The 22,439-nt window shown below is 72.0% G+C and carries 22 protein-coding genes; 9 read left to right on the top strand and 13 right to left on the bottom strand.

Features of this window, described 5'->3' with window-relative positions; genetic code table 11:
• The first annotated feature begins 32 nt into the window (after positions 1 to 32).
• Entirely contained in the window at positions 33 to 701 is a 669-nt protein-coding gene (locus tag ACGFIS_RS28060) for a GntR family transcriptional regulator (protein ID WP_392901098.1), read from the top strand.
• Between the two features lie 110 nt (positions 702 to 811).
• Positions 812 to 2,848, top strand: coding sequence for an elongation factor G (fusA, locus tag ACGFIS_RS28065; RefSeq protein ID WP_392973128.1), 2,037 nt, complete (start codon positions 812 to 814; stop codon positions 2,846 to 2,848).
• 147 nt (positions 2,849 to 2,995) lie between these two features.
• Here fusA and ACGFIS_RS28070 read toward each other — a convergent pair whose 3' ends face one another.
• Both ACGFIS_RS28070 and ACGFIS_RS28075 read right to left on the bottom strand, forming a co-directional pair.
• Entirely contained in the window at positions 2,996 to 3,430 is a 435-nt protein-coding gene (locus ACGFIS_RS28070) for a DoxX family protein (protein WP_392901103.1), read from the bottom strand.
• Positions 3,427 to 4,380, bottom strand: a complete 954-nt coding sequence (locus ACGFIS_RS28075; RefSeq protein WP_392973130.1) for a hypothetical protein — start codon at positions 4,378 to 4,380, stop codon at positions 3,427 to 3,429. The genes ACGFIS_RS28070 and ACGFIS_RS28075 overlap by 4 nt, the downstream gene beginning before the upstream one ends.
• 404 nt (positions 4,381 to 4,784) lie before the next feature.
• On the opposite strand from ACGFIS_RS28075, the gene ACGFIS_RS28080 reads away from it, so the two are divergent.
• Positions 4,785 to 6,149, top strand: a complete 1,365-nt coding sequence (locus tag ACGFIS_RS28080) for an acetyl/propionyl/methylcrotonyl-CoA carboxylase subunit alpha (protein WP_392901108.1) — start codon at positions 4,785 to 4,787, stop codon at positions 6,147 to 6,149.
• A complete protein-coding gene (locus ACGFIS_RS28085; RefSeq protein ID WP_392901110.1) occupies positions 6,142 to 6,339 on the top strand; it encodes a hypothetical protein in 198 nt (65 codons plus the stop codon). The genes ACGFIS_RS28080 and ACGFIS_RS28085 overlap by 8 nt, the downstream gene beginning before the upstream one ends.
• Positions 6,340 to 6,349: 10 nt before the next feature.
• Here the strand turns inward: ACGFIS_RS28085 and ACGFIS_RS28090 are convergent, their stop codons facing one another.
• Positions 6,350 to 6,844 carry a GNAT family N-acetyltransferase gene (locus ACGFIS_RS28090; RefSeq protein ID WP_392901112.1) on the bottom strand — a complete coding sequence of 165 codons (495 nt, stop codon included), beginning with the start codon at positions 6,842 to 6,844 and terminating at the stop codon, positions 6,350 to 6,352.
• On the bottom strand, positions 6,837 to 8,501 hold the full coding sequence (locus ACGFIS_RS28095; RefSeq protein ID WP_392973132.1) for an acetolactate synthase: 1,665 nt from the start codon (positions 8,499 to 8,501) through the stop codon (positions 6,837 to 6,839). Before ACGFIS_RS28095 ends, ACGFIS_RS28090 begins: the two co-directional genes overlap by 8 nt.
• Before the next feature lie 74 nt (positions 8,502 to 8,575).
• Here ACGFIS_RS28095 and ACGFIS_RS28100 point away from each other — a divergent pair, with 74 nt between their 5' ends.
• Positions 8,576 to 10,288, top strand: a complete 1,713-nt coding sequence (locus ACGFIS_RS28100; RefSeq protein WP_392973134.1) for a carotenoid oxygenase family protein — start codon at positions 8,576 to 8,578, stop codon at positions 10,286 to 10,288.
• Position 10,289: 1 nt separating this feature from the next.
• Here ACGFIS_RS28100 and ACGFIS_RS28105 read toward each other — a convergent pair whose 3' ends face one another.
• A complete protein-coding gene (locus ACGFIS_RS28105) occupies positions 10,290 to 11,084 on the bottom strand; it encodes a hypothetical protein (RefSeq protein ID WP_392973136.1) in 795 nt (264 codons plus the stop codon).
• Between the two features lie 123 nt (positions 11,085 to 11,207).
• Between ACGFIS_RS28105 and bioD the strand changes: the two genes are divergently transcribed.
• Positions 11,208 to 11,933 (top strand): dethiobiotin synthase, encoded by a 726-nt coding sequence (gene bioD, locus ACGFIS_RS28110; RefSeq protein ID WP_392901121.1) that lies wholly within the window; start codon positions 11,208 to 11,210, stop codon positions 11,931 to 11,933.
• A 3-nt stretch (positions 11,934 to 11,936) separates the two neighbouring features.
• A complete protein-coding gene (gene bioB / locus ACGFIS_RS28115; RefSeq protein WP_392901123.1) occupies positions 11,937 to 12,932 on the top strand; it encodes a biotin synthase BioB in 996 nt (331 codons plus the stop codon).
• A gap of 32 nt (positions 12,933 to 12,964) precedes the next feature.
• Here bioB and ACGFIS_RS28120 read toward each other — a convergent pair whose 3' ends face one another.
• The 3 genes from ACGFIS_RS28120 to ACGFIS_RS28130 all read right to left on the bottom strand — a co-directional run bounded on the left by ACGFIS_RS28120 (position 12,965) and on the right by ACGFIS_RS28130 (position 15,768).
• Positions 12,965 to 13,621 (bottom strand): Uma2 family endonuclease, encoded by a 657-nt coding sequence (locus ACGFIS_RS28120; protein ID WP_392973138.1) that lies wholly within the window; start codon positions 13,619 to 13,621, stop codon positions 12,965 to 12,967.
• A 133-nt stretch (positions 13,622 to 13,754) separates the two neighbouring features.
• On the bottom strand, positions 13,755 to 14,483 hold the full coding sequence (locus tag ACGFIS_RS28125; protein WP_392901447.1) for a GntR family transcriptional regulator: 729 nt from the start codon (positions 14,481 to 14,483) through the stop codon (positions 13,755 to 13,757).
• Between the two features lie 112 nt (positions 14,484 to 14,595).
• Complete coding sequence (locus tag ACGFIS_RS28130) at positions 14,596 to 15,768, bottom strand: 8-amino-7-oxononanoate synthase (protein ID WP_392901127.1); 1,173 nt, start codon at positions 15,766 to 15,768, stop codon at positions 14,596 to 14,598.
• A 75-nt stretch (positions 15,769 to 15,843) separates the two neighbouring features.
• Here ACGFIS_RS28130 and ACGFIS_RS28135 point away from each other — a divergent pair, with 75 nt between their 5' ends.
• A complete protein-coding gene (locus ACGFIS_RS28135; protein WP_392901129.1) occupies positions 15,844 to 17,499 on the top strand; it encodes a sensor histidine kinase in 1,656 nt (551 codons plus the stop codon).
• A gap of 197 nt (positions 17,500 to 17,696) precedes the next feature.
• On the opposite strand, the gene ACGFIS_RS28140 is transcribed toward ACGFIS_RS28135, so the two are convergent.
• Together ACGFIS_RS28140 and ACGFIS_RS28145 are read right to left on the bottom strand one after the other, a co-directional pair.
• Complete coding sequence (locus ACGFIS_RS28140; protein WP_358454760.1) at positions 17,697 to 17,951, bottom strand: WhiB family transcriptional regulator; 255 nt, start codon at positions 17,949 to 17,951, stop codon at positions 17,697 to 17,699.
• Positions 17,952 to 18,267: 316 nt separating this feature from the next.
• Positions 18,268 to 19,209 carry a diacylglycerol/lipid kinase family protein gene (locus ACGFIS_RS28145; protein WP_392901132.1) on the bottom strand — a complete coding sequence of 314 codons (942 nt, stop codon included), beginning with the start codon at positions 19,207 to 19,209 and terminating at the stop codon, positions 18,268 to 18,270.
• A 100-nt stretch (positions 19,210 to 19,309) separates the two neighbouring features.
• Here ACGFIS_RS28145 and ACGFIS_RS28150 point away from each other — a divergent pair, with 100 nt between their 5' ends.
• Entirely contained in the window at positions 19,310 to 19,891 is a 582-nt protein-coding gene (locus ACGFIS_RS28150; RefSeq protein ID WP_392901134.1) for a hypothetical protein, read from the top strand.
• Between the two features lie 51 nt (positions 19,892 to 19,942).
• Here ACGFIS_RS28150 and ACGFIS_RS28155 read toward each other — a convergent pair whose 3' ends face one another.
• The 3 genes from ACGFIS_RS28155 to ACGFIS_RS28165 form a co-directional block, all read right to left on the bottom strand.
• Positions 19,943 to 20,701 carry an RNA polymerase sigma factor SigF gene (locus tag ACGFIS_RS28155; protein WP_392901449.1) on the bottom strand — a complete coding sequence of 253 codons (759 nt, stop codon included), beginning with the start codon at positions 20,699 to 20,701 and terminating at the stop codon, positions 19,943 to 19,945.
• Positions 20,702 to 20,763: 62 nt separating this feature from the next.
• The gene (locus tag ACGFIS_RS28160; protein ID WP_392901136.1) at positions 20,764 to 21,192 is read right to left on the bottom strand and encodes an anti-sigma factor; all 429 of its coding nucleotides are present in this window, start codon (positions 21,190 to 21,192) and stop codon (positions 20,764 to 20,766) included.
• Between the two features lie 145 nt (positions 21,193 to 21,337).
• Positions 21,338 to 22,312: a sugar kinase gene (locus ACGFIS_RS28165; protein WP_392973140.1), complete on the bottom strand. Its 975-nt coding sequence runs from the start codon at positions 22,310 to 22,312 to the stop codon at positions 21,338 to 21,340.
• Positions 22,313 to 22,439 lie beyond the last annotated feature (127 nt).

Consider the following 22,439-nt stretch of genomic DNA (forward strand, 5'->3'; position numbering starts at 1 on the left):
TCACGACGGATCCCCTGCCTGAGCTACCTTAGATGAGCGACAAAATTGGCGACAATCTCGGAGCGGCCGTGAGCGACGTGGTGGCGGGGATCCGCGAGGCGATCCTCAGCGGCGAGTTCGTCCCGAACCAGCGGCTGATCGAGGCCGATCTGTCCGAGCAGTTCGCCGCCAGCCGCGCCAGCGTCCGCGCGGCCCTCCTCGAACTGGCCAACGAGGGGCTGATCGAGCGCATGCAGAACCGCGGCGCCCGCGTCCGCGCGGTGTCCCTCGCCGAGGCCGTCGAGATCTCCGAGGTCCGCATGGTCGTCGAGGGCCTGTGCGCCGCCAAGGCCGCCGAGCGCGCCACCGCCCAGGACATCGCGGATCTCCAGGCGGTCGGTGCGGAGATGCGCGCCGCGGTCGCGTCCGGCGACGTCCTCGGCTACTCGCGGCTGAACGAGCGGCTCCACCGCCGCGTCCGCGAGATCAGCGGTCAGCGGACGGCCGCCGGCGTCCTGGAACGGCTGCGCGCCCAGAGCGTCCGCCACCAGTTCAGGCTCGCCATGCACCCGGGCCGCCCGCAGGTCTCCCTTCCGCAGCACCTGGAGATCATCGAGACGATCTGCGCCCGCGACCCGGAGGCCGCCGAACGCGCCGCCCGCGCCCACCTGCGCAGCGTCATCGAGACCCTCGCCCGGATCGACCGGGACCGTACCCCCTAGGCCCGAAAACCCTTCGCCTTCGTGTGGCTCGCACCGCTACGGTCGCGCTTGCCGTAAACGGACGATCTTGTCCGGCGGCGGTCGTCATCAAGAGCGAAGGAGGACTCCCGATGACAGCCACATTCCTTGCCCTCGCCAAGGTTCGCAACATCGGGATCATGGCGCACATCGACGCCGGCAAGACGACGACCGCCGAGCGCATCCTGTTCTTCACCGGCGTCTCGCACCGGATCGGCGAGGTCCACGACGGCGCCGCCGCGCTCGACTTCATGAAACAGGAGCGCGACCGGGGCATCACGATCACGTCGGCGGCCACGACCTGCCATTGGGCGGTCGACGGCGCCGAGCACACCGTCAACCTCATCGACACGCCGGGCCACGTCGACTTCACCATCGAGGTCGAACGCTGCCTGCGCGTCCTCGACGGAGCCGTGACGGTGTTCGACGGCGTCGCGGGCGTCGAGCCGCAGTCGGAGACGGTGTGGCGGCAGGCCGACCGGTACGGCGTGCCGCGCCTCTGCTTCGTCAACAAGCTCGACCGGGCCGGCGCCGACTTCCACCGGTGCGTGGACATGATCCGTACGCGGCTCGGGGCCGTGCCGCTGGTCATGCAGCTGCCGATCGGATCCGAGGCCGGGTTCGAGGGCGTCGCCGACCTCGTCACCCTCCGGGCGCACGTCTGGTCGGACGGCGGGTACGCGGTCGTGGACGTCCCGGCGGCTCTCGCCGAGGACGCCCGGCGATGGCGCGCCACACTCATCGAGACGGTCGCCGAGCACGATGAGGAGGTCATGGCCCTGTACCTGGACGGCACCGAGCCGTCGCAGGAGCAGCTGCACGCCGCGATCCGGCGGCTCACGGTCGCGTCGGCGGTCACCCCGGTGCTCTGCGGGAGCGCGTTCAAGGACAAGGGCGTCCAGCCCCTCCTGGACGCGGTCGTGCGGTACCTGCCGTCGCCGCTGGACGTCGAGCAGCCGGACGCCGGGACCGCCTCGGACGAGGCGCCGCTCGCCGCGCTCGCGTTCAAGATCATGAGCGACCGGTATCTGGGCCGGCTCACCTTCGTCCGGGTCTACTCGGGACGGCTGGAGTCCGGTGCCCAGGTGCTCAACAGCGTCAAGTCGCGCAAGGAGCGCATCGGCAAGATCTACCGTGTGCACGCGGACAGCCGCGAGGAGATCGGGTCGGCGGGCGCGGGCGACATCGTCGCGGTCATGGGCCTGAAGCAGACCACGACCGGCGAGACGCTGTGCGACGACGCGCACCCGGTGGTCCTGGAGTCCATGGACTTCCCGGACCCGGTCATCGAGGTCGCGATCGAGCCGAGGTCCAAGGGCGACAGGGAGAAGCTCGGCGCCGCCATCCAGCGGCTCTCCGAAGAGGACCCGTCCTTCCAGGTCCACGACGAGAACGGGCAGACCGTCATCGGCGGCATGGGCGAACTCCACCTGGAGATCCTCATCGATCGCATGATGGTGGAGTTCGGCGTCGGCGCCAACGTGGGCCGGCCCCGCGTCGCCTACCGCGAGACGATCCGGCGGCCCGTGGACCGGGTCGGCTACAAGCACCAGAAGCAGACGGGAGGCAAAGGCCAGTACGCGAAGGTGCAGATCTCCCTCGAACCCATCGAGGACGGGTACGAGTTCGTCAACAGGGTCACCGGCGGGCGGATCCCGAAGGAGTTCATCCCGTCCGTGGACGCGGGCTGCCAGGAGGCGATGCAGACCGGCGTCCTCGCGGGGCACGAGATGACGGGCGTGCGGGTCATCCTGCTCGACGGCGACTTCCACTCCACCGACTCGTCCGAGCTCGCCTTCAGGATCGCCGGTTCGATGGCGTTCAAGGAGGCGGTCCGGGGCGCGCGTCCGGTGCTGCTCGAACCGGTGATGGCCGTCGAGGTCACCACACCGGAGGAGTACCTGGGGTCGGTGATCGGCGACCTGAACGCCCGCCGCGGCCGGGTCGAGGGCACCGGTGAGCGCGCCGGCGCCCGGGTCGTCCGCGCCCTGGTCCCGCTGTCGGAGATGTTCGGCTACGTCGGGGCCCTGCGCGGCATGACCTCCGGCCGCGGCGTCTTCTCGATGCAGTTCGACGCCCACGCCGAGGTCCCGCCCCCGGTCGCCGAGAAGATCATCTCGGCGGGCTAGGCCCCGGCCGGCCGGGGCCGCACCGGCCATACCGGCCGTGCGGCCCCGGTCGGCTTCGGACGGTCACGCAGACCGGCGGGCCACTGCTGCGCACGACGCGCCGAAAGGGGCCCGGCGGGTCGCCGGGCCCCTCCGCACTGATGCGGATCAGGTGCGCGAGGCGGTCCCCGCCGGCTCGGTGCGGCGGCGGGCGAGGAGGGAGTCCAGCGCCCACGCGCCCGGTCCGAACACCGCGATCAGCAGGAACGCCCAGCAGAACATCGCCGCGCTCTCGCCGCCGTTGCGTATCGGCAGCAGCCCATCCGGCTGGTGGATGACGAAATACGCGTACGCCATCGAACCGGACGCGAGGACGGCCGCCGGGCGGGTGAACAGGCCGGCCAGGACCAGCGCGCCGCAGACGAACTGGATGAGCGCCGCCCACCAGCCCGGCCAGGCGGCGAAGTCGAGTGCCTGGCCGCTGCCCCGGTTGCCGCCCAGCACGCCGAACAGCGACGCCGTTCCGTGGCACAGGAACAGCAGCCCGACGACGGCGCGGAACAGCGCGAGCACCGGCTGGCCCAGCCGGTCCACCGAGATCATCTCTCGGTCACCCAGCCGGTCATGATGCCCATGACGCCCTTGAATCCCTCCTCGGACGCCCGGTAGGACGCGGTGATCTTCAGGGTGTCGCCCCGGTCGATCCGGCCGATCGGGCTCCCGCCGCACGACGGCATGTCGGAGATCTCGGTGTTGCCGTGGTGGTCGATGAACTCCGGTGTGCCGCCCTCCTCGGCCACGCTGCGGCACATCAACTGCCCGGTGGTGACGTTCTCGGTCTGCACCGCGATGCCGCCGTGGTGCACGTGCCCGCGGATGTGGACGAGGTCACCCGAGATCGTCGAGCGCCACGTCCGGGAGTTCTCGCTCTCCTGCCCGGGGGGCGTGTCCCAGGTCGAGTCCGCGCAGCCGCCGACGTCCAGCCAGAGCGGCGTGACCGGCGTGATGCGCGAGCCGAACGCGGATTCGTAGGTGAAGGTGAACTCGACGTAGACGGTCTTCTCCTGGTGCGCGTGGTTCATCAGGTCGGCGAGCAGGCTCCAGCGGTCGCGGGACCCGATCCGGAACCCGTAGCCGGCCGGGAACACGCTCTCCACCCGCTCGTTGCCGGATGCGAGGACGCGCTCGGGCCCCATGCAGACGGTGTCCCGCGCGGCCGAATTGAAGATCACCGCATGGTGCAGCATCGGCCCGGTGTTGATGTTGGCGTTGCTTCCGTCCGCGTAGACGAGATTCGGCTTGAAGCCCGTGACATAGCAGTTCTCGCAGGGCTTCTCGATGTTGAAGTCGATCTGGTTCGGCAGCATTCCGTGCTCGCCGTCGGCCGCCCCCGGAATGGTGTAGGGGCCGTACCGCACCGTCACGGTCTGCGACTGTGCCGCCGCCGGTTCGGTCTTCGCAGCCGGTGCCGCCTGGGCGGTGGCGGGGAGCAGCACCGCGCCGGCCAGCGCCGTCGCCGCGCCGATGACGACGAGGAATCTTCTGAGGGACAAGGTCTCCTCCTTGGGGAGCCGCGCCGAGCGGGGAACCGCGGCGCATTTTCTGCATGCGGCGGCTGACCGATATGAAGGGGTTCACAGATCATTCCGCGTCAATGCGGAATCGGTCGGCCGCGACGTCCACACGGTGAACCGGGTTCGACTCGAAGTCAATTGTGCCCCCGCACAATCGGGCCGCCCTGGACCGCTGAGCAGTGAGTTCACCGAAACGCCGGAAAACAGACCGGTGATTTCGCCGATATTCCCGCGGGCCGGGAGGCGGCGGCGGGCGGCCGGGATGCACACGTCCGCGACCCGGGACCTTCCGGGCACGCGGCCGGACGCGGGGACACCGCCCCCGCTAGTCTCGGCTGACCGGGGCACCGGCCCCGGCCGATCCGCGAGGGGGGAGTCCGCAGGTGTTCGAGTCGGTGCTCGTGGCGAACCGCGGCGAGATCGCCAGCCGGGTCATCCACACGGCGCGCGCGATGGGACTCAAGGCCATCGCGGTGTACTCGCAGGCCGACGCGGACCTTCCGTTCGTGTCCGAGGCGGACGAGGCCGTCCTCATCGGCCCCGCCGATCCCGCGCGCAGCTACCTCAACGTCCCCGCGATCCTGGAGGCCGCGCGCAGGACGAACGCGCAGGCCGTCCATCCCGGTGACGGGTACCTCGCCGAGAACGCCGCGTTCGCCCGCGCGGTCGCCGACCACGGCCGCGTCTGGATCGGGCCGCCGCCGCTGGCCATCGCCCGGATGGGCGACAAGATCAACTCCCGGAACCTGGTGAAGGAGGCGGGCGTCCCCGTCGCGGCCGGCGTGTGGGAGCCCGTCCCGGACGTCCGGACCGCGGTCGAGGAGGCCGAGCGCATCGGCTACCCCGTCATGGTCAAGCCCGCCGCGGGAACCGGCGGCATCGGCATGGGCGTCGCCGCCGACGAGGAGACGCTGCGCGAGGCCTACACGGCGGCCCGCGCCGGCGCCGAGCGCCTGTTCGGGCCGGGTTCCACCGGCGGGGACGATGTACTGATCGAACGGTTCGTGCCGGGCGCCCGGCACGTCGAGGTGCAGATCCTCGGCCTCGCCGACGGCACCGTCGTGGCGCTCGGCGAGCGGGAATGCTCCGTCCAGATCCGCCACCGGCCGATCGTGGAGGAGGCCCCGTCGCCCTGCGTCACCCCGGCGCTGCGTGAGCGGATGCTCGCCGCCGCCGTCCGCGCGGGCGAGGCGGTCGGCTACCGCGGCGCCGGCACCGTCGAATGCCTCGTCGACCCCGGCGCGCAGGAGTTCTACTTCTTGGAGATGAACGCCCGCCTGGAGGCAGAGCACGCCGTCACCGAGTCGGTGACCGGCATCGACCTCGTCGAGCAGCAGTTCCGCGTCGCCGCCGGGGAGCCCGTCTCGTTCACCGGCACGGCGCCGCGCGGCCACGCCGTCGAGTTCCGCGTCCGCGCCGAGGATCCGCAGCGGTTCCTCCCCGCGTCGGGCCGTATCGAGGTGTGGGAGGAGCCCGTCGGCGACGGCATCCGCATCGACGCCGGATACACCGAGGGCACCACCGTCACCCCCCACTACGATCCGCTGCTCGCCAAGCTGTGCGTCCACGGCGACGACCGCGACCACGCGCTGCGCCGGGCCAGGGCCGCCTTCGAGGCGTTGCGCATCGAGGGACCCGCGACGAACCTGCCCTTCCTGCGCGAAATCCTCGACCGTCCCGAATTCGCGGACGGGACCTACGACATCGGGCTGGTGGCCCGCATGCGGGAAGGGCACGCCGATGGATGAGCGCTACTGCGACCGGTGCGGTGAGCCGGCCGCCGGCGGCGACCACGCCGCCTGCCGCACCGCCCGCCTGATGGAGCCGCCGCGCTACTGCCCGCGCTGCCGCCGCCGCATGATCGTCCAGGTCACGCCGCTCGGCTGGACGGCCCGCTGCTCCGAGCACGGCGTGCTGGAACCGGGCACCGCGTCCTAGACGTCCTCGATCAGAGCGCCAGGGCGTAGGTGATCAGGTCCACGCCCGGGACGGGCGCCCAGTCGCGGTCGGGAGTGCGGACGAAACCCATGCGCTCGTACAGGCGGTGCGCGGCGGCCATGTCCGGCCCGGTCGACAGGCGCAGGCCGGTGAGCCCGGCGGCGCGGGCACGGTCGGCGCACGCCCGGACCATGGCGCGGCCGACGCCCCTGCCGCGGGCCTTCTCCCGGACGGCCAGCATGCGGAACTCGGCCTCGTCCGGCCCGGCGACCTGGGCGTAGAGGCTGCCCGGCGGACAGTACGCGACGGCCCCGGCGACCCCGCCGCCGAACTCGGCGACGAGCAGTTCGGATTCGGCGGCGCGGGCGGTGGCGTCCCGGAGCGTGCTCACGTACGAGGACGTGGGCGACACCAGCCCGCCGTCCACATAGACCTCCGCGGTCAGGTCGCCGATCAGGCCGTACTCGTCCGGGCGGGCCGGGCGGACGATCACCGGGTCAGACACCGGTGGTCTTGCGCGGGTAGGAGACGTCCGGGTCGGTGGCGACGTTGACCAGGTACGGGACGCCCGAGTCGAACGCGCGGCGCAGGGCGGGCCCGATCTCGTCCGGGTCGGTGACGAGCTCACCGGCGCCGCCGAGCGCCCTCACGACCTCGTCGTAGCGGCAGTGCGGCTGCAGGTCGGCGGCCACGTCATAGCCGTACAGCATGCGCATCGGGTGTTTCTCCAGCCCCCAGGATCCGTTGTTGCCCACGATCATGACGACCGGCAGGCCGTGCCGTACCAGGCTATCGGCGTCCATGAGCGACAGGCCGGCGGCTCCGTCGCCGAGCAGCAGCACCACCTGCGCGGCCGGGCGGGCGAGGCGCGCCGCGATCGCGTAGCCGAGCCCGGTGCCGAGGCAGCCGTACGGGCCGGGGTCGAGCCAGCCGCCGGGCCGCCGCGGCTCGACGTACTTGCCCGCGTAGGAGACGAAGTCGCCGCCGTCCCCGATCACCACGGCGTCGTCGTCGAGGACCTTGGACAGCTCCCCGTAGATCCGCAGCGGATGGATCGGGTCGGCGCCGGACGCGAGCAGGTCGATGTCGTCGGCGATGGCGGCGCAGGTGGCGTCGCGCAGGCCGTCCTTCCACTCCGCGTACACGGTGGGGGACACGCCCGCCTTCGCGCATGCGGCGGCGAGGTCGGCGAACAGCAGGGACAGGTCCCCCGCCGCGGACCCGGCGGGGCGGAGGTGGGACGCCAGCTGCGAGGGCGCGTCCGCGAGGTGGACGACCTTGGCCGTCCCGTCACCGAACGAACCGTAGCCGAGGCGGAAGTCCAGCGGCGTGCCCGCGACGATGACGAGGTCGGCGTCGCCGAACGCGGCGCCCCTGGCACGGGTGACGAGCAGTTCGTGCCCGGCGGGCAGGATGCCGCGCCCCTGCCCGTTGGCGACCACGGGCAGCCGCAGTTCCTCGGCGAACGCGCGGGCGGCCTCGTCGGCACCGTCCATCCAGACGTCCGAGCCCAGCACGAGGACGGGGCGGCGCGCGGCCTTCAGGAGCGCGGCGACGCGGGCCAGCGCCGCCGGGTCGGCCGGGCGCTCCGGCGGCTCGGGGATCTTGTCGGCGCCGCCGCCCGGGCCGGCGGGGCCGAACAGGTGGTCCATGTGGACGTCGAGGAACACCGGCCCGCGGTGCGGGGCGGCGGCCGTCGCGAAGGCGCGGGCGACGTCGGAGGCGAGGCTGTCCGGCCCACCCGCCGTCATCGCCAGCTTCGTGACGGGCGCGAGGAGCGGCGGCTGGTCGAGTTCCTGGAGCGCGCCCGCGCCCCACCGGCCCAGCGGCGCCCGGCCGCCGAGCACGACGACGGGGGACCCGTTGAAGTGGGCCGTCGTGATCCCGCTGACACCGTTCGTGACGCCGGGGCCCGCCGTCAGGACGGCCAGGCCGGTGCGCCGGGTGAGCCGCGCCGTCGCCTCCGCCGCGAACACGGCGGTCTGCTCATGCCGGACGTCCAGGATGCGGGGCGCCGCGTCCGCCGCCGTCTTGGCGCCGTCCTCGCCGACCGCGCCGTCGTACAGCGGGAACACATGCCCGCCCGACAGCGTGAACATCGTTTCGACGCCGTGCCTGCGGATCTCCGCGATCGCCGTGTCGCCGCCGTGCCGAGCCGTCATGCACGCACCGTAACAAGCAGTTGCTTACTCGTGCATTAGTAGTTAGAGGGTTGACGACCAACACCGTCCCACGATTGATTGGCGGGGAAGCCGACCCCCTGGAGGTGCCGATGCCGGTCCCGCGCTCGATCCTCGGCAGGCAGGACGTCGCCGACATGGACCTGGACGTCGTCGCCGGCTCATGGCCGGACGACGTCCGCGGCCACTACGTCGTCAGCACGTCCGACCAGCGGACCCGGCCCCTGCACGCGTTCTTCGGCGACGGGATCATGGCCAGGCTGTCCCTCCGGCCCGGCACGGACGGCGCGCCCGCCGGCCGCTTCGCCTGGCGCGCCCGCGTCGTCGACACCCCGTCGGTCCGGCTGCGGGCCAAACGTCCCGACCTCTTCACCGCCGGTCCGGTCGGCACCAGCTCACCGTGGGGGTTCGTCAACGCCGCCAACACCGCGCCGCTGCCGTGGGGCGACCGGCTCTTCGCGACCTGGGACGCGGGCCGCCCGGTCGAGGTCGACCCCGTCACGCTGGAGTTCGTCGCCGAGGTCGGGCACCGCGACGACTGGAAACCCGCCATGGACCAGGCCGTCCTGCCGCTGATCTCCACCACCGCCCACCCGGTCGTCGACCCCGAGCGCGGATGCCTGTGGAGCATCAGCCGGGACGTGCTGTCCGGCGCCGTCTCCGTGATCAGATACGACGGCACGGGAACCCGCGTCCAGCGCTGGGACGTCGAGAACGCGGCTCTTCCGCAGGCCACGCACACCATCACCCAGACCCGCGACTGGCTCGTCCTCGCCGACACCGCCTACAAGATCGACCCCGAGGAGGTGTTCGGCGGCGAGCGGACCGTCGCCAACAACCCCGACGGTCCCGTGCTGCTCATCCGCAAGGACGACCTGGCCCCGGGGTGCGGAACCGTCACCTGCAAGGAGTTCCGCATCGCCCCCGAGGTCAACCACTTCTACGCCCGCTACGACGATACCGACGGCGTCCAGGTCGTGATGGAGCACAGCGAAGGCGTGGACATCGGGATGTACCTGCGCGAAGACGACATCGACGTGCACGGCCACCCGATCGACCCGGCGCTGCGCGGCATGTACTGCCACGGCATGACACCCGCGCTCACGACCGTCCTGCAGTTCGACCCCGAAACCGGCCGGGTGCGGGAACGAGCCCGCGCCCGCGATCCGGAACGGTGGTGGCAGGCCGAGCTGTCCGCCATCGACTGGAGCATCGAAGGCCAGACCGACCCGACCCGGCACCACCTCGTCTACCTCGGCTTCCACCCGGAGGCCGTCAACCGGCGGGCCATGAGCAACTACGAGGGCCGCATAGACCCGTCGCTGTTCCCGGCGGAGGAAACGCCGGCCGTCCTGGTCACCCACGACCGCGAAGACCTCAAGGCCCTGTCCGAGTGGACGTTCTCCGTGGACGACTACCCCACGTCCCCGTCGTTCGTCCCACGCGGCCGAGGCGGAACCCGCTATGCCGGCGCGAATCCCGGCGGCCACGAGGGATACCTGGTCGTGGCCGTCCACAACGACGACCGGTTCCGCATCGAACTCTTCGACGCCGCCGACGTGGGGCGAGGCCCCGTCGCCGTCCTGGCACCGCCCGGCGGGACGACGATGCCGTTCCTGATCCACTCCGCATGGATGCCCGAAGCCGTCCCCGCCCCCGACCTGGAACGGCATCGCTTCGCCGACGACCTGGACGCCCGCCTCGACCAGCTGGACCCCGACCTGGCCGCCACCGCCCACGAGGTGGCCGCCGACCTCGACGCCCGCTGACCTAGGTGTTCAGGTCCCGGCAGGACGACTCGCCGGGGAGGAGGGGGCGGAGCCGGACCGAGTACGTCTTGCCCCCGCTGCGCCAGGCGATGCCCGGGCGGGTCTCGGGGACCTTCCCGGACGGGACCAGCGTGCAGATGCCGCCCGCCGCCTCCACCCCGTCGCCGAGCGGGCCGAGCGGCCACTCCTTGACGGTTCCCGTCCCGAGGGTCTCGCCCGCCAGCACCGCCGTCCTCCCCGGCGTGTACGGCTCGGGCGGCGCGGCCTGGTCGGACGCGGGCCAGCCCGCCGGGTCGAGGCGCTTCAGGAACGCCGACTCGGCGCCCGCCTGGGATTCGGGCTGGATGATCCGGGTCTTCGCCTCGCCCATCGTGACCACGGTGATGATCGCGTCCGCGATCCGGTCGGAGCCGACCGTGTGAGAACGGCCGAAACCGGCCGCGCGGGCCCCGTCCAGGAGCCGCTGAAGCGCCTCCGGCTTCAGGCGGTACTCCGTCAGCCCGCCCCGCGCCCCCTCGGACGCGGCGACCGCGCGTCCCGAGGAGTAGAGGGAGAAGTCGGGGACGCTTCCCGGACCGCCGATGCCCGCGATGCCGCCCGTCTTCCGCCAGCGCAGCACGAGCTGCTCACCGGCGGGCTCCTTGGCGGGGGACGAGGACGAGGTCGGTGCGGGGGACGGGGGCGGCGGCCCTGCGGTCCCGGAGTCGTCGCCGCACGCGGTCAGCGCCATGCAGGCCGCCAAGGCCGTGCAGGCGAGCAACGGCGCCCGGCGGGTACGCGTGTACGGACCGGCCATGACAGTTGGACGCGCGCCCCACCCCCTGGGTTCCGCCCACCGAACCTCTTACAAAAACGGCCGCGGAAGACTGTGGGATTCGGCGACCGTCCGCGCGACGGCCCCGCGCTAGTGTCACGCGTTGTGAGTGTGCTCGTGGTCACCGGGACGTGTACGGGCGTGGGCAAGACCGTCGTCACCGCGGCTCTGGCCGCGGTCGCCGCCACGCGCGGCGCGCCCATCGCCGTCGTCAAGCCCGGCCAGACCGGTACCCGCGACGGGGAGCCCGGCGACCTCGACGACGTCCGGAGGCTCGCCGGCCTCGACGACGTCCACGAGTTCGCGCGTTTCCCCGACCCGCTGTCGCCCGCCGCCGCGGCACGCCGCGCCGGCGTCCCACCCGTCCGGCTGCCCCACGTCGCCGAACGCGTGCGGGAACTGTCCGGCGACCGCCGCCTGGTGCTGATCGAGGGGGCGGGCGGCCTCCTCGTCCGCTACGACGACGAGGGCACCACGATCGCCGACCTCGCCCGCTGGCTCGGCGCCGCCGTGGTCGTCGTGACCCGCCCCGGCCTCGGCACCCTCAACCACACCGCCCTCACCCTGGAGGCGATGGCGCACCGCGGCGTGCAGCTCGCGGGCGTCGTCATCGGCGAATGGCCGGACGACCCGGACCTCGCGATGCGCAGCAACATCCGCGACCTGGAGACCATCGCGGCCCGGCCGCTGTCGGGCGCCCTGCCCGCCGGCGCGGGCGCGCTGGACCCGGCGGAGTTCCTCCTGGCCGCACACCGCGGCCTGGCCCCCTCGTTCGGCGGCGGCTTCGACGCCGCCGCGTTCCGCGACAGCTTCGGCCTCGACAAGGAGTAGTACGTGAGCGACATCCTCGACGTAGCCCGCCGTCAGGTGCTGGACGAGGGCAGGGGCCTGACCGCCGACCAGGTCCTCGAATGCCTGACCCTCCCGGACGACCGGGTGGGGGACCTCCTCGCGCTCGCCCACGGCGTCCGGATGCGCTGGTGCGGACCCGAGGTCGAGGTCGAGGGGATCGTGTCGCTCAAGACCGGCGGCTGCCCCGAGGACTGCCACTTCTGCTCGCAGTCGGGCAAGTTCGAGTCGCCCGTCCGCTCGGTGTGGCTGAACATCCCCGAACTCGTCGAGGCCGCGAAGGAGACCGCGAAGACCGGCGCCACCGAGTTCTGCATCGTCGCGGCCGTCCGCGGACCGGACGAGCGCCTCATGTCGCAGGTCCGCGACGGCATCAAGGCCATCAACGACGCCGTAGAGATCAACATCGCCTGCTCGCTCGGGATGCTGACCCAGGAGCAGGTGGACGAGCTGTCCGCGATGGGCGTCCACCGCTACAACCACAACCTGGAGACGGCCCGCTCCTACTTCCCGAACGTGGTCACCACCCACTCGTGGGAGGAACGCTGGGACACCCTCCGCATGGTCAAGGACGCCGGCATGGAGGTGTGCTGCGGCGGAATCGTCGGCATGGGGGAGACCATCGAGCAGCGCGCCGAGTTCGCAGCACAGCTCGCCGAACTGGAGCCCGACGAGGTCCCGCTGAACTTCCTCGCACCCCGCCCCGGTACTCCGTTCGCCGACCTCCCGCTGGTCGAGGGCGCCGACGCGCTCCGCACCATCGCCGCGTTCCGCCTGGCCCTGCCCCGCACCATTCTCCGCTACGCCGGCGGCCGCGAACTCACCCTCGGCGACCTCGGCACCCGCGACGGCATGCTCGGCGGCATCAACGCCATCATCGTCGGCAACTACCTGACCACCCTCGGCCGCCCCGCAGAGAAGGACCTGGAACTCCTCACCGACCTGCAAATGCCCATCAAGGCCCTAAGCCAGACCTTGTAGGGCGAGTCACTGGTCGGATGCCTCCGCTGGGCTCAGTCGTCCCAGGGCTTCCATTCGGCGGTGTCGATCTCGATGTCGAACGGGTCGGGGAGATGGATCGTCTCTCCGAATTCCCAGGACTCCTGGTGCAGGTATGCGGCCAAGCTCTGGTCCGGAATGGAGTACAGGATGGAGCGCGCGACCTTGGGGGAGCGGTCGACCAGGAGGTAGTAGGGGATTTCGGCAGCGGCGTAGCCGTTCCATTTGTTGTTGTCGTGCCGGCGTTTGGCGGGCTGCTGGTCGTACTCGGCGTTGCTGAGCGAGGTCACTTCCACGACCAGCTCGACCTGGTCAGGCACGAGCGTCCGCACCCCGGAGCGTCGCGCGGCCAGATATACGTCCTGGTCCGCGATCATCAGGTCCGGGACGAACCCTTCACCGACACCAACGAGGGACATACCGGTCCCCTGGTCCGTTTTCCAGACGTAGTCGGGCTGAAGCACGTGTGCACGAACCAGGGCGTAGTTGATGTCCCCAGCGATGGCGTTGTGCGGGAGCCCGGGCGGTGGTGACACGACGACCTTTCCTCCGATGACCTCGATCCGGGATCCTTCGGGGGCGTCGACGTAGTCATCGAGTTCACCGCGTGCCCACAGGTTGTAGGGCGTGTCGGGCAATTTCGACAATTCGTCTTCAGACAGGACTCTCACGATCCGTGACTCCTCCCTCACGATCTGCTCCCAGTCAGCGTAGAGAAGGGATGCACCCAGCGTAGCCAGATCCTTCGAACCTGTGGTCGAGAATCGTGAGGGCGCCGAGGGTGAGGCGGGACGAGGCCGGAGGTCAGCGGCGGAGGCGGGTGATGAACTTGTAGCGGTCGCCTCGGTAGAGGGACTGGGCCCATTCGACGGGCTGGCCGGTGGTGTCGAAGGCGTGGCGGGAGAGCAGCAGCATGGGGAGGCCGACGTCCACGCCCAGAAGCTGGGCGTCGTGGGGGGTGGCGAGGACGGTCTCGATGGTTTCCTCGGCCTCGGTCAGGTGGACGTCGTAGGCCGTGGCGAGCGTCTCGTACAGGGAGCGGTGGCGGGGGAGTTCGCGGCGCAGGCCGGGGAAGCGGCGGGCGGGGAGGTGGGAGGTGTCGATCGACATGGGCTCGCCGTCGGCGAGGCGGAGTCGGTGGATGCGCAGCACCCGGCCGCCGGGGCGGATGGCCAGGAGGGTGGCGAGCTGTTCGTCCGCGCTGACGTATCCGGCCTCCAGGATGCGGGTCTCGGGGCGCAGCCCGTGGTGCCGCATGTCCTCGGTGTAGCTGACGAGCTGGAGTTCCTGCGACACCTTCGGCTTGGCGACGAAGGTGCCTTTGCCCTGGATGCGCTGCAGGCGGCCTTCGACGACGAGTTCGGCGAGGGCCTGGCGGACGGTGGTGCGGGAGGTCTCGTACTTCTCGGCGAGGGTCCGTTCGGGCGGCAGCGGGCTGCCCGGCGGGAGCGACTGGATCAGCTCGACGAGGAGCTCTTTGAGCTTGTAGTACTTGGGGATACGGGGTGCCTGATTCGGGTGGCGCTTACCGATGTCGCCGAGCGAGGCCCGATCGAATCCGTGCTCGAATCCGCCCCCGTGCCGGGGCCCGCCCCTGACCTCCGTCACGGCATCTCCTCACGTTCACCATCGGTTTTCCCCGATGTTATGCGTGAAGACTACGGGCGGTAGAAGACGCCACATCCGCCAGGGCCTCCCCGAGGCGTGTGAGGTCCGACTCCCGCAGCGTGGCGCGTGCGGTGAGGCGGAGGCAGGCGCGGCCCTTCGGTACCGAGGGCGGGCGGAAGCAGCCGACGTGAAGCCCGTGCTCCGCGCAGATCCCGGCGGCGCGGACGGCGGCGTGCGGCTCGCCGAGGAAGACCGGGACGACGGCCGCGCCGGGTTCGCGGGTCTCCAGGCCGGAACCGGCCGCGAGCCCGGCGATGCGGCGGGCGCGGCCGCGGGCGCGGGCGGGCAGTTCCGGGTCGGACTCGAGGACGTCGAGGGCGGCGAGCGCTGCGCCCGCGGCGGGCGGGTTCAGGCCGGTGTCGAAGATGAACGACCGGCCGGTGTCGACCAGCGTTCCGATCACCTCGGGGGCGCCGAGGACCGCGCCGCCCTGGGAGGCCAGCGATTTCGACAGGGTCAGGGTGAGGATGACGTCCGGCTCGCCCGCGAGGCCGGCGGCGTGCGCCGCACCCCGGCCGTGGTCGCCGACGACGCCGAGCGCGTGCGCCTCGTCGATCACCAGCAGCGCACCGTGCGCACGGACGACCCTGTGCAGCGCCCCCAGCGGAGCGAGATCGCCGTCCACGGAGAACACCGCGTCGGTGACGACGACGGCGTCGTCCTCCTCGCGTCCGGCCAGCGCCCGCTCCACGGCTGCGACGTCCCGGTGCGGGACGATCACCACGCGGGATCGCGACAGCCGGCACGCGTCCACGATGGAGGCATGGTTGACCTGGTCGGACACGACGAGCGCGCCGGGCCCCGCGAGGGCCGTGACCGCGCCGAGGTTGGCGAGGAAGCCGGAGGAGAAGACGAGCCCCGCGGGACTGCCGGCGAACGCCGCGAGCCGCCGGTCCAGCTCGGCGTGCAGTTCGGTGGTCCCGGTGACGAGACGCGAGCCGGTGGAGCCGGTGCCCCAGGCGCGGGCCGCGGCGACGGCCCCCTCGACCAAGCGCGGGTCCCCGGAGAGCCCGAGGTAGTCGTTGGACGCCAGGTCGGCGAGTCCGCCGGGTCCGGCGGGACGGGGACGCAGCGTCCGCCGCAGCCCGGCCTCGGCGCGCCGCGCGGCCGCGTCCCGGAGCCGGGCCAGAGAGTCTCGTCCTGCGGTCATCCGAGAATCCTGTCAGGCCGCCCGCGGGCAGGGGGACCGGGCCCGGCGCCAAAGGCGATCGGCGATGATGGTCGCGTGCCTACCTTGACCGATCTGGTCCGCGATCACACCGACCTCACCGAGGCCGACCTGGAGTGGCTGCACGCGCTCGTGTCGGACTGGCAGCTCCTCGCCGACCTGTCGTTCGCCGACCTGCTGCTCTGGGTGCCGCTGCGGTCGGCGGACGCGCTGCCCGCCGACGCGGCCTCCCGCGGGGGCCGGGGGCAGCGGGGCGCGATCGACACCGGCGCGACCGTGCCGGGCTGGGTGGCGATCGCGCAGATGCGGCCGACGACCGGGCCGACCGCCTACCCGGAGGACCTCGTCGGAAAGGTCGTCCGGACGGGACGGCGCGGGCTGATCGACGTTGCGTGGCGGGAGCGGCGGATCGTCCGGGAGGGCGACCCGGAGTGGGGCAGCGGCATCCCCGTCCGGGAGGAGTCGATCCCGGTGCGGCGCGGCGCCAAGGTCCTCGGCGTGATCCAGCGCAGCACGAACCTCAGCTCGGCCCGCACCCCGAGCCGGCTGGAGCTGACGTACCTGCAGAGCGCCAGCGACCTCGCGACGATGATCTCCGAGGGGCGGTTCCCGGTGCCGGGGGACGAGCCGAACATGGTCCGCTCGCCGCGCGTCGGCGACGGGCTGATGCGGCTGGACCGCTCGGGCCGGGTCACCTACGCCAGCCCCAACGCCCAGTCGGCCTACCGGCGGCTCGGCTACCCGGCGGACCTGGTCGGGGAGGCGCTGGGGCAGGTCACCGCCGACCTGTGCGACACCGGCGAGCCGATGGAGGAGGCGCTGAGCGTCGTCCTGTCCGGCCGCGCGCCCCGCGAGGTGGAGGTCGAGTCACGCGGCTCGATCATGCAGCTGCGGACGATCCCGCTGGTCGTCGGAGGGACGCGGATCGGCGCGATCGTGCTGTGCCGGGACGTGACCGAGCTGCGCTGGCGGGACCGGGAGCTGCTGACCAAGGACGCCACCATCCGGGAGATCCACCACCGGGTGAAGAACAACCTGCAGACGGTCGCGGCGCTGCTGCGGCTCCAGGCGCGGCGGCTGCAGGTCCCGGAGGGACGGGCCGCGCTGGACGAGGCGGTCCGGCGCGTCGGATCCATAGCGATCGTGCACGAGACGCTGTCGCACACCCCCGACGAGCTGATCGACTTCGACGACATCGCGGACCGGGTGATCACGATGGCGGCGGAGGTGTCCACCCCGGAGACGAAGGTCACGCCCAAGCGGACCGGGAGCTTCGGCGTCCTGCCCGCCGAGGTGGCGACGCCGCTGGCGATGGCGCTCACCGAACTGCTGCAGAACGCCCTGGAACACGGCTTCGCCAGCCGGTTCGGGACCCTGGAGGTCGTCGCGCAACGCCACGGCGAGGGCGGCGAGGCGCGCGAGCGCGGCGGTGTGGCGGTCTGGGGTGAATGGCCGGCGGCCGGCGATCACGAGTCCCGCGAGGCCCCCGTCGAGGAGCCCGCCGGGCGCCGTCTCGTCACGGTGGTCGCGGACGACGGCGTCGGGCTCCCGGCGGACTTCGACGTGGAGAGCAGCGACAGCCTCGGCCTTCAGATCGTCCGCACCCTGATCGTGGGGGAACTGGGCGGCCGCCTGGACTTCCGTCCCCGCCCCGGCGGCGGCACGGAGGTCGTCGTGGACGTCCCCCTGGACCACCACCGCCCCAGAGTCTGATCGCCTTTCCCTCCTCCCCGGAGCCTGGCCCGGGGCTCGGGAGGCGGCTCCGTTCTCGGCGGGGACGGCGAAGCACCCGCGGCCGGTGGTGGTCACGGGTGCTTCGGGAGAGTCTCATGGGGGCGGTTCGCTCTCCGGCCGGGAGGCTCGGAGGCGGCGCCGCTACGGGGCCGGCCGGGGGGCAGGCCGGGCGTGGGTCAGAGGCTGGTGCGGGCTCGGATGCGGGAGGCACGGCGCTTGAGGGCGCGGCGTTCGTCTTCGCCCATTCCACCCCAGACGCCCGAGTCCTGGCCGGACTCCAGTGCCCAGCGCAGGCAGGCGTCGGTCACGTCGCAGCGCCGGCACACCTGCTTGGCCTCTTCGATCTGCAGGATCGCGGGCCCGGTGTTGCCGATCGGGAAGAACAGCTCGGGGTCCACGTCACGGCAGGCTGCGCGGTGGCGCCAGTCCATGCGGTCCACTCCTTCGTCAGGTGGTGGAGTTGCTCCACTTTTGTGAACGATTTCACATGTCGCGAACTCCCAGGGTGGCGGTAGCCAGGTCCAGGGGTGAATGTTCGGCGGCGCTTGCGAGCAGGGAAGCCGACGGCGTTGGGGCTCCTGTCTCGGAAAACGCACTTTGAGCCTGTCAGGGCGGCGCAGGCGGACGCAAGACCTTTGAGAAAGGATTCTCAAAGTATGGGTGTCGCATGTGTCACACCCGCGGGACGGGCGTGTTACTTGGCTCTCACCTGGCACACCATGACCCTGCGGAGTGAGAGGACGCGCCTTAAATGACGACGCGTATCGCCTTGGGAACGGACCGGAACGTCACGCTGCGTTGCTCGCCGAGGTAGTCGCCGTCCAGCTGAAACGCCACCGGACGGTCTGCGCGCAGCGTCACCTCCGACGCGTCGTGCACGTTCACCACGTGGCGGCCCTGGAGGGGACGGGCGCGGGCCGTCAGCATCTGCGCCACCGCCCCCAGCGTCGGACCCACCTCCAGCGAACGGATTCCGAACACGTCCAGGCCGCGCGCGAAGTTCGCCCTCGGGCTCGGATTCACCGGGACATGGCCCATGTAAGTCCACGGAGAGGTATTGGAGATAAATGCCAGGAACAGCCCCGTTTTCGGGGGACGTCCGGGCTGCTCCAAAGTGAGGGCGGGACGCCGCCGATCCGTACCGGAGAAGAAATGCCGGATCGCCGTCCGGACGTACAGCGACGTATAGGCCGTGGCCCCGGCGGCGCGGCGGCGCTCCACCTCCCGGACGACCTCCGCGTCCAGCCCGACGCCCGCGCAGAACGTGAAATAGCGTTCGGCGCCGCCGTCATGGCTCGCCGTCCCGAGCCCGACCGTCCGGTACCGGCCCGCCCGCAGCGCCTCCAGCACCGACTTCGTCGCGCCGATCGGGTCGGCGGGCAGGCCGAGCGTCTTGGCGAACACGTTCGCGCTGCCGGACGGCAGCACCGCCAGGGCCGGCAGATCGGGGGACGGCCCGTCGGCGAGCAGCCCGTTGACCGCCTCGTTCACCGTGCCGTCACCGCCGAGCGCGATCACGACGTCGTAGCCGTCCACGGCCGCCCGCCGGGCCAGTTCGGTCGCGTGGCCGCGGTGGCCGGTCTCGGCGAGGACGAGGTCGAGGTCGCCGGTGAACGCCCGCATGAGGATGTCGCGGGCCCGCCGGGAGGTGGAGGTCGCCTTGGGATTGGCGATGAGCATGGCGCGCACGGCGTCAGCGTACCGAGCGTTCCGGATGCGTTCGCCCGGCGTTCGCCTCCGATCCGGGTGCGCACGGGGGCGGCGCGGCACGGGAGTAGGGTTTCGGGTTGTGTCGAAGCGTCCCTTCACCGTGCAGGCCGCCGCCGCTCTCGAAGCCGCGGAAGGCGTCGCCGCCGTCGGATTCGGCGTCTACACCGGCGTGGAGACCGCCCGCGGCGCAGCCGTCGATCCGGCCAGCGCGATCGGGGTGACCGTCCTGTCCCTCGCCGGCGGCCTCGGGATGCTGGCCTGCGCCCGGGGGCTGCTGCGCGCCGACCAGTGGAGCCGCGCGCCCACGGTGCTGACCCAGCTGTTCGCGCTGCCGGTCGCATGGTCGCTGTGGCAGAGCGAACGTCCCGCCATCGCGATCCCGATGGCCGCGATGGCCGTCCTCGCCCTGGTGGCCGTGCTCAGCCCGCCCAGCACCGCCTGGCTCATCGAGGACCACGACGAGGAACACGCACCGGACGCGGGGGACGAGAGGGACGGGGACGAAGGCGACCGCGCCGACGGCCACGGGAACGAAGGGGACGGGGACGAAGGCCGCGGGGGCGGCGAACGCTCCGCCGCCGCGGAGGCGCCGCCCACGGAATCGCGCTCTCTGGGGCAACGCCTCAAGGACCGCTTGAAGGTCGACGACACGAAGAAGTGATCGGGCGCCGAGGGAGCCGCAAGGCCCCTCGGCACCGTCCGGCACCGTCGGCTACTCGTCGGCGGTGAGGCCCTCGCGGAGCTGGGCCAGGGTGCGGGCGAGCAGCCTCGACACGTGCATCTGGGAGATGCCGAGCTCGGCGGCGATCTGCGACTGGGTCATGTTGCCGAAGAACCTCAGCAGCAGGATCTTCTTCTCCCGGGCGGGCAGCTTCTCCAGCAGCGGCTTGAGGGACTCGCGGTACTCCACGCCCTCCAGCGACTCGTCGACCATGCCGAGCGAGTCGGCCACCGCCGGGGCGTCCTCGTCACCGGAGTCGGGGGCGTCCAGGGACACGGTGGAGTAGGCGTTCGCCGACTCCAGGCCCTCCAGCACCTCCTCCTCGCTCATCTGCAGGTGCGCGGCGAGTTCGCTGACGGTTGGCGCCCGGCCCTCGCGCTGGGCGAGGTCGCTGATCGCCTTGGTCAGCGACAGCTTGAGCTCCTGCAGCCGGCGCGGGACGCGCACGGCCCAGCCCTTGTCGCGGAAGTGCCGCTTGATCTCGCCGACGATGGTGGGGGTGGCGTAGGTGGAGAACTCCACGCCCCGTTCCAGGTCGAACCGGTCGATGGACTTGATCAGGCCGATGGTGGCGACCTGGATCAGGTCGTCCAGCCACTCGCCGCGGTTGCGGAAGCGGCGGGCGAGGTACTCCACCAGCGGCAGATGGAGCTCCACGAGCTGGTCGCGGATGCGCTGGCGCTCCGGATCGCCCTCGGGGAGCACTGCAAGGCGCTCGAACAGGGCACGTGCACGGGCCCGGTCGGGCACCGCGCTCTCGGTCCGCTCGGTGCTCACGTCGGCGACCGTCTGCTCCGTCGTCGTCTTCTCCGTCACGGGGACCCCGCCGTACCGCGCCGTTTCTGCAGCGTCACGGTGACCCTGTCGTCGGCGCCCACCTGGGCGTCCACCTCGCCCGCCAGCGACGAGAGGACCGTCCAGGCGAAGGTGTCGCGGCTGGGCTCCTCGCCGTCCACGGTGAGCACCGACACGGAGATGCGCATGGCGTCCCCGGTCAGTTCGAACTCGCATACCAGGTCCGTCCCAGGGACGGCCTGGGCGAGCAGCATCGCGCACGCCTCGTCGACGGCGATGCGCAGGTCTTCTATCTCGTCCAGCGTGAAGTCCAGCCTGGCCGCAAGCCCCGCGGTGGCGGTCCGCAGGACGGACAGGTAGGCGCTCGCGGCGGGCAGCTTCACCGTCACCACGTCGCGGACGGACAACTTCGTACTGGTCGGCATCGCAGCGGTTTCCTCGGTCACGTCACTCCCTCGCAGGATGGTCCCGCTGCTTCGAAACTACCGCCTGCGAAGCACTGTGGGAGACTCCGGCGCGCGTGGCTTTCTCACCAATGTCCGCGCCGACGTGAAACGACGTGTTCCAAACCTCCTGCGAGGGAGGCGTGCATCACGTGTGCGACCCGGCCGGACGGGGCTCGGCGGGCAGCAGCGCGCCCCGGTGGGCGATGACGCGGGCGGCGAGGACGCAGGCCGTCTCGGCCGCCGCCCGCCGCCCGGCGCCGCCGAGCCTGGCCGCGAGGTAGCCGCCGTTGAACGCGTCGCCCGCCGCCGTGGTGTCGACCACGGCCACGCCGGGCACGGCCGGGACGGACTCCTGGACGTCGCCGTCGGCGATCACGCACCCGCGCTCGCCGGTCTTGACGGCGATCTCGGCCACCCCGGCCGTTCGCAGACGGCGAACGGAGTCGGCGGCGGAGGCGTCCCCGAAGACGGCGCGGTCGTCGGTGAGGGTCGGCAGCGCGATGTCGGTGCGGGACAGGACCGCGGACATGGCGGAGGCCGCGGCGGCGGGCGAGGACCACCCCGCCGGGCGGTAGTTGCCGTCGAACGCGACCAGCCCGCCGCGCCGCCGGGTCTCGTCCAGGACGGCGAGCAGCCGTTCCCGTGCCCGGCCGGTCATGATCGACAGGGTGATCCCGGAGAGGTAGACGAGGTCGTGACCGGCGAGGGCGTCGTCGACCTCGTCCGGTTGGGAAGGCCCGAAAAGGCCCCGGGCGGCCGACTGCGACCGGTAGTAGTGGAACGTCCGCTCACCGTCACCGTCTGTGCGGATCAGGTAGAGGCCGGCCTGCCCGCCGGGGACGGCGCGGGTGTGCCGTGCCCCGACGCCGTGGGCGGCCCAGGACTCGGCCATCAAGGCGCTGTAGGGGTCGTCGCCGATGAGGGTGGCGAACTGGACGTCGGCCGTCCCGGGGGCGGTGCTCCGGGCGAGGTAGGCGGCGACGTTGAAGACGTCCCCGGCGTATCCGAGCGCGAGCCGGTCGGGGGCGACATGGCTCAGTTCGATCATGCACTCGCCGATCAGGGCGATCCGGGCGGGTCGTCCGGGGTTCGCCGGGACCACGGTGTCCAGCGTGCTCATGGGGTCCTCTCTGCGGGGCGGCCGCGATAGGGCGACGATACATCTAGACAACAAGTGATCTGATGACTAAGACTGCGGGTGCCGATGCACACCACCCGCGCGAGACCCCGCCCTCGGCCGGACACAG

The organism is Spirillospora sp. NPDC048824 (genome assembly GCF_043198455.1).
Taxonomy (GTDB): Bacteria; Actinomycetota; Actinomycetes; order Streptosporangiales; family Streptosporangiaceae; genus Spirillospora.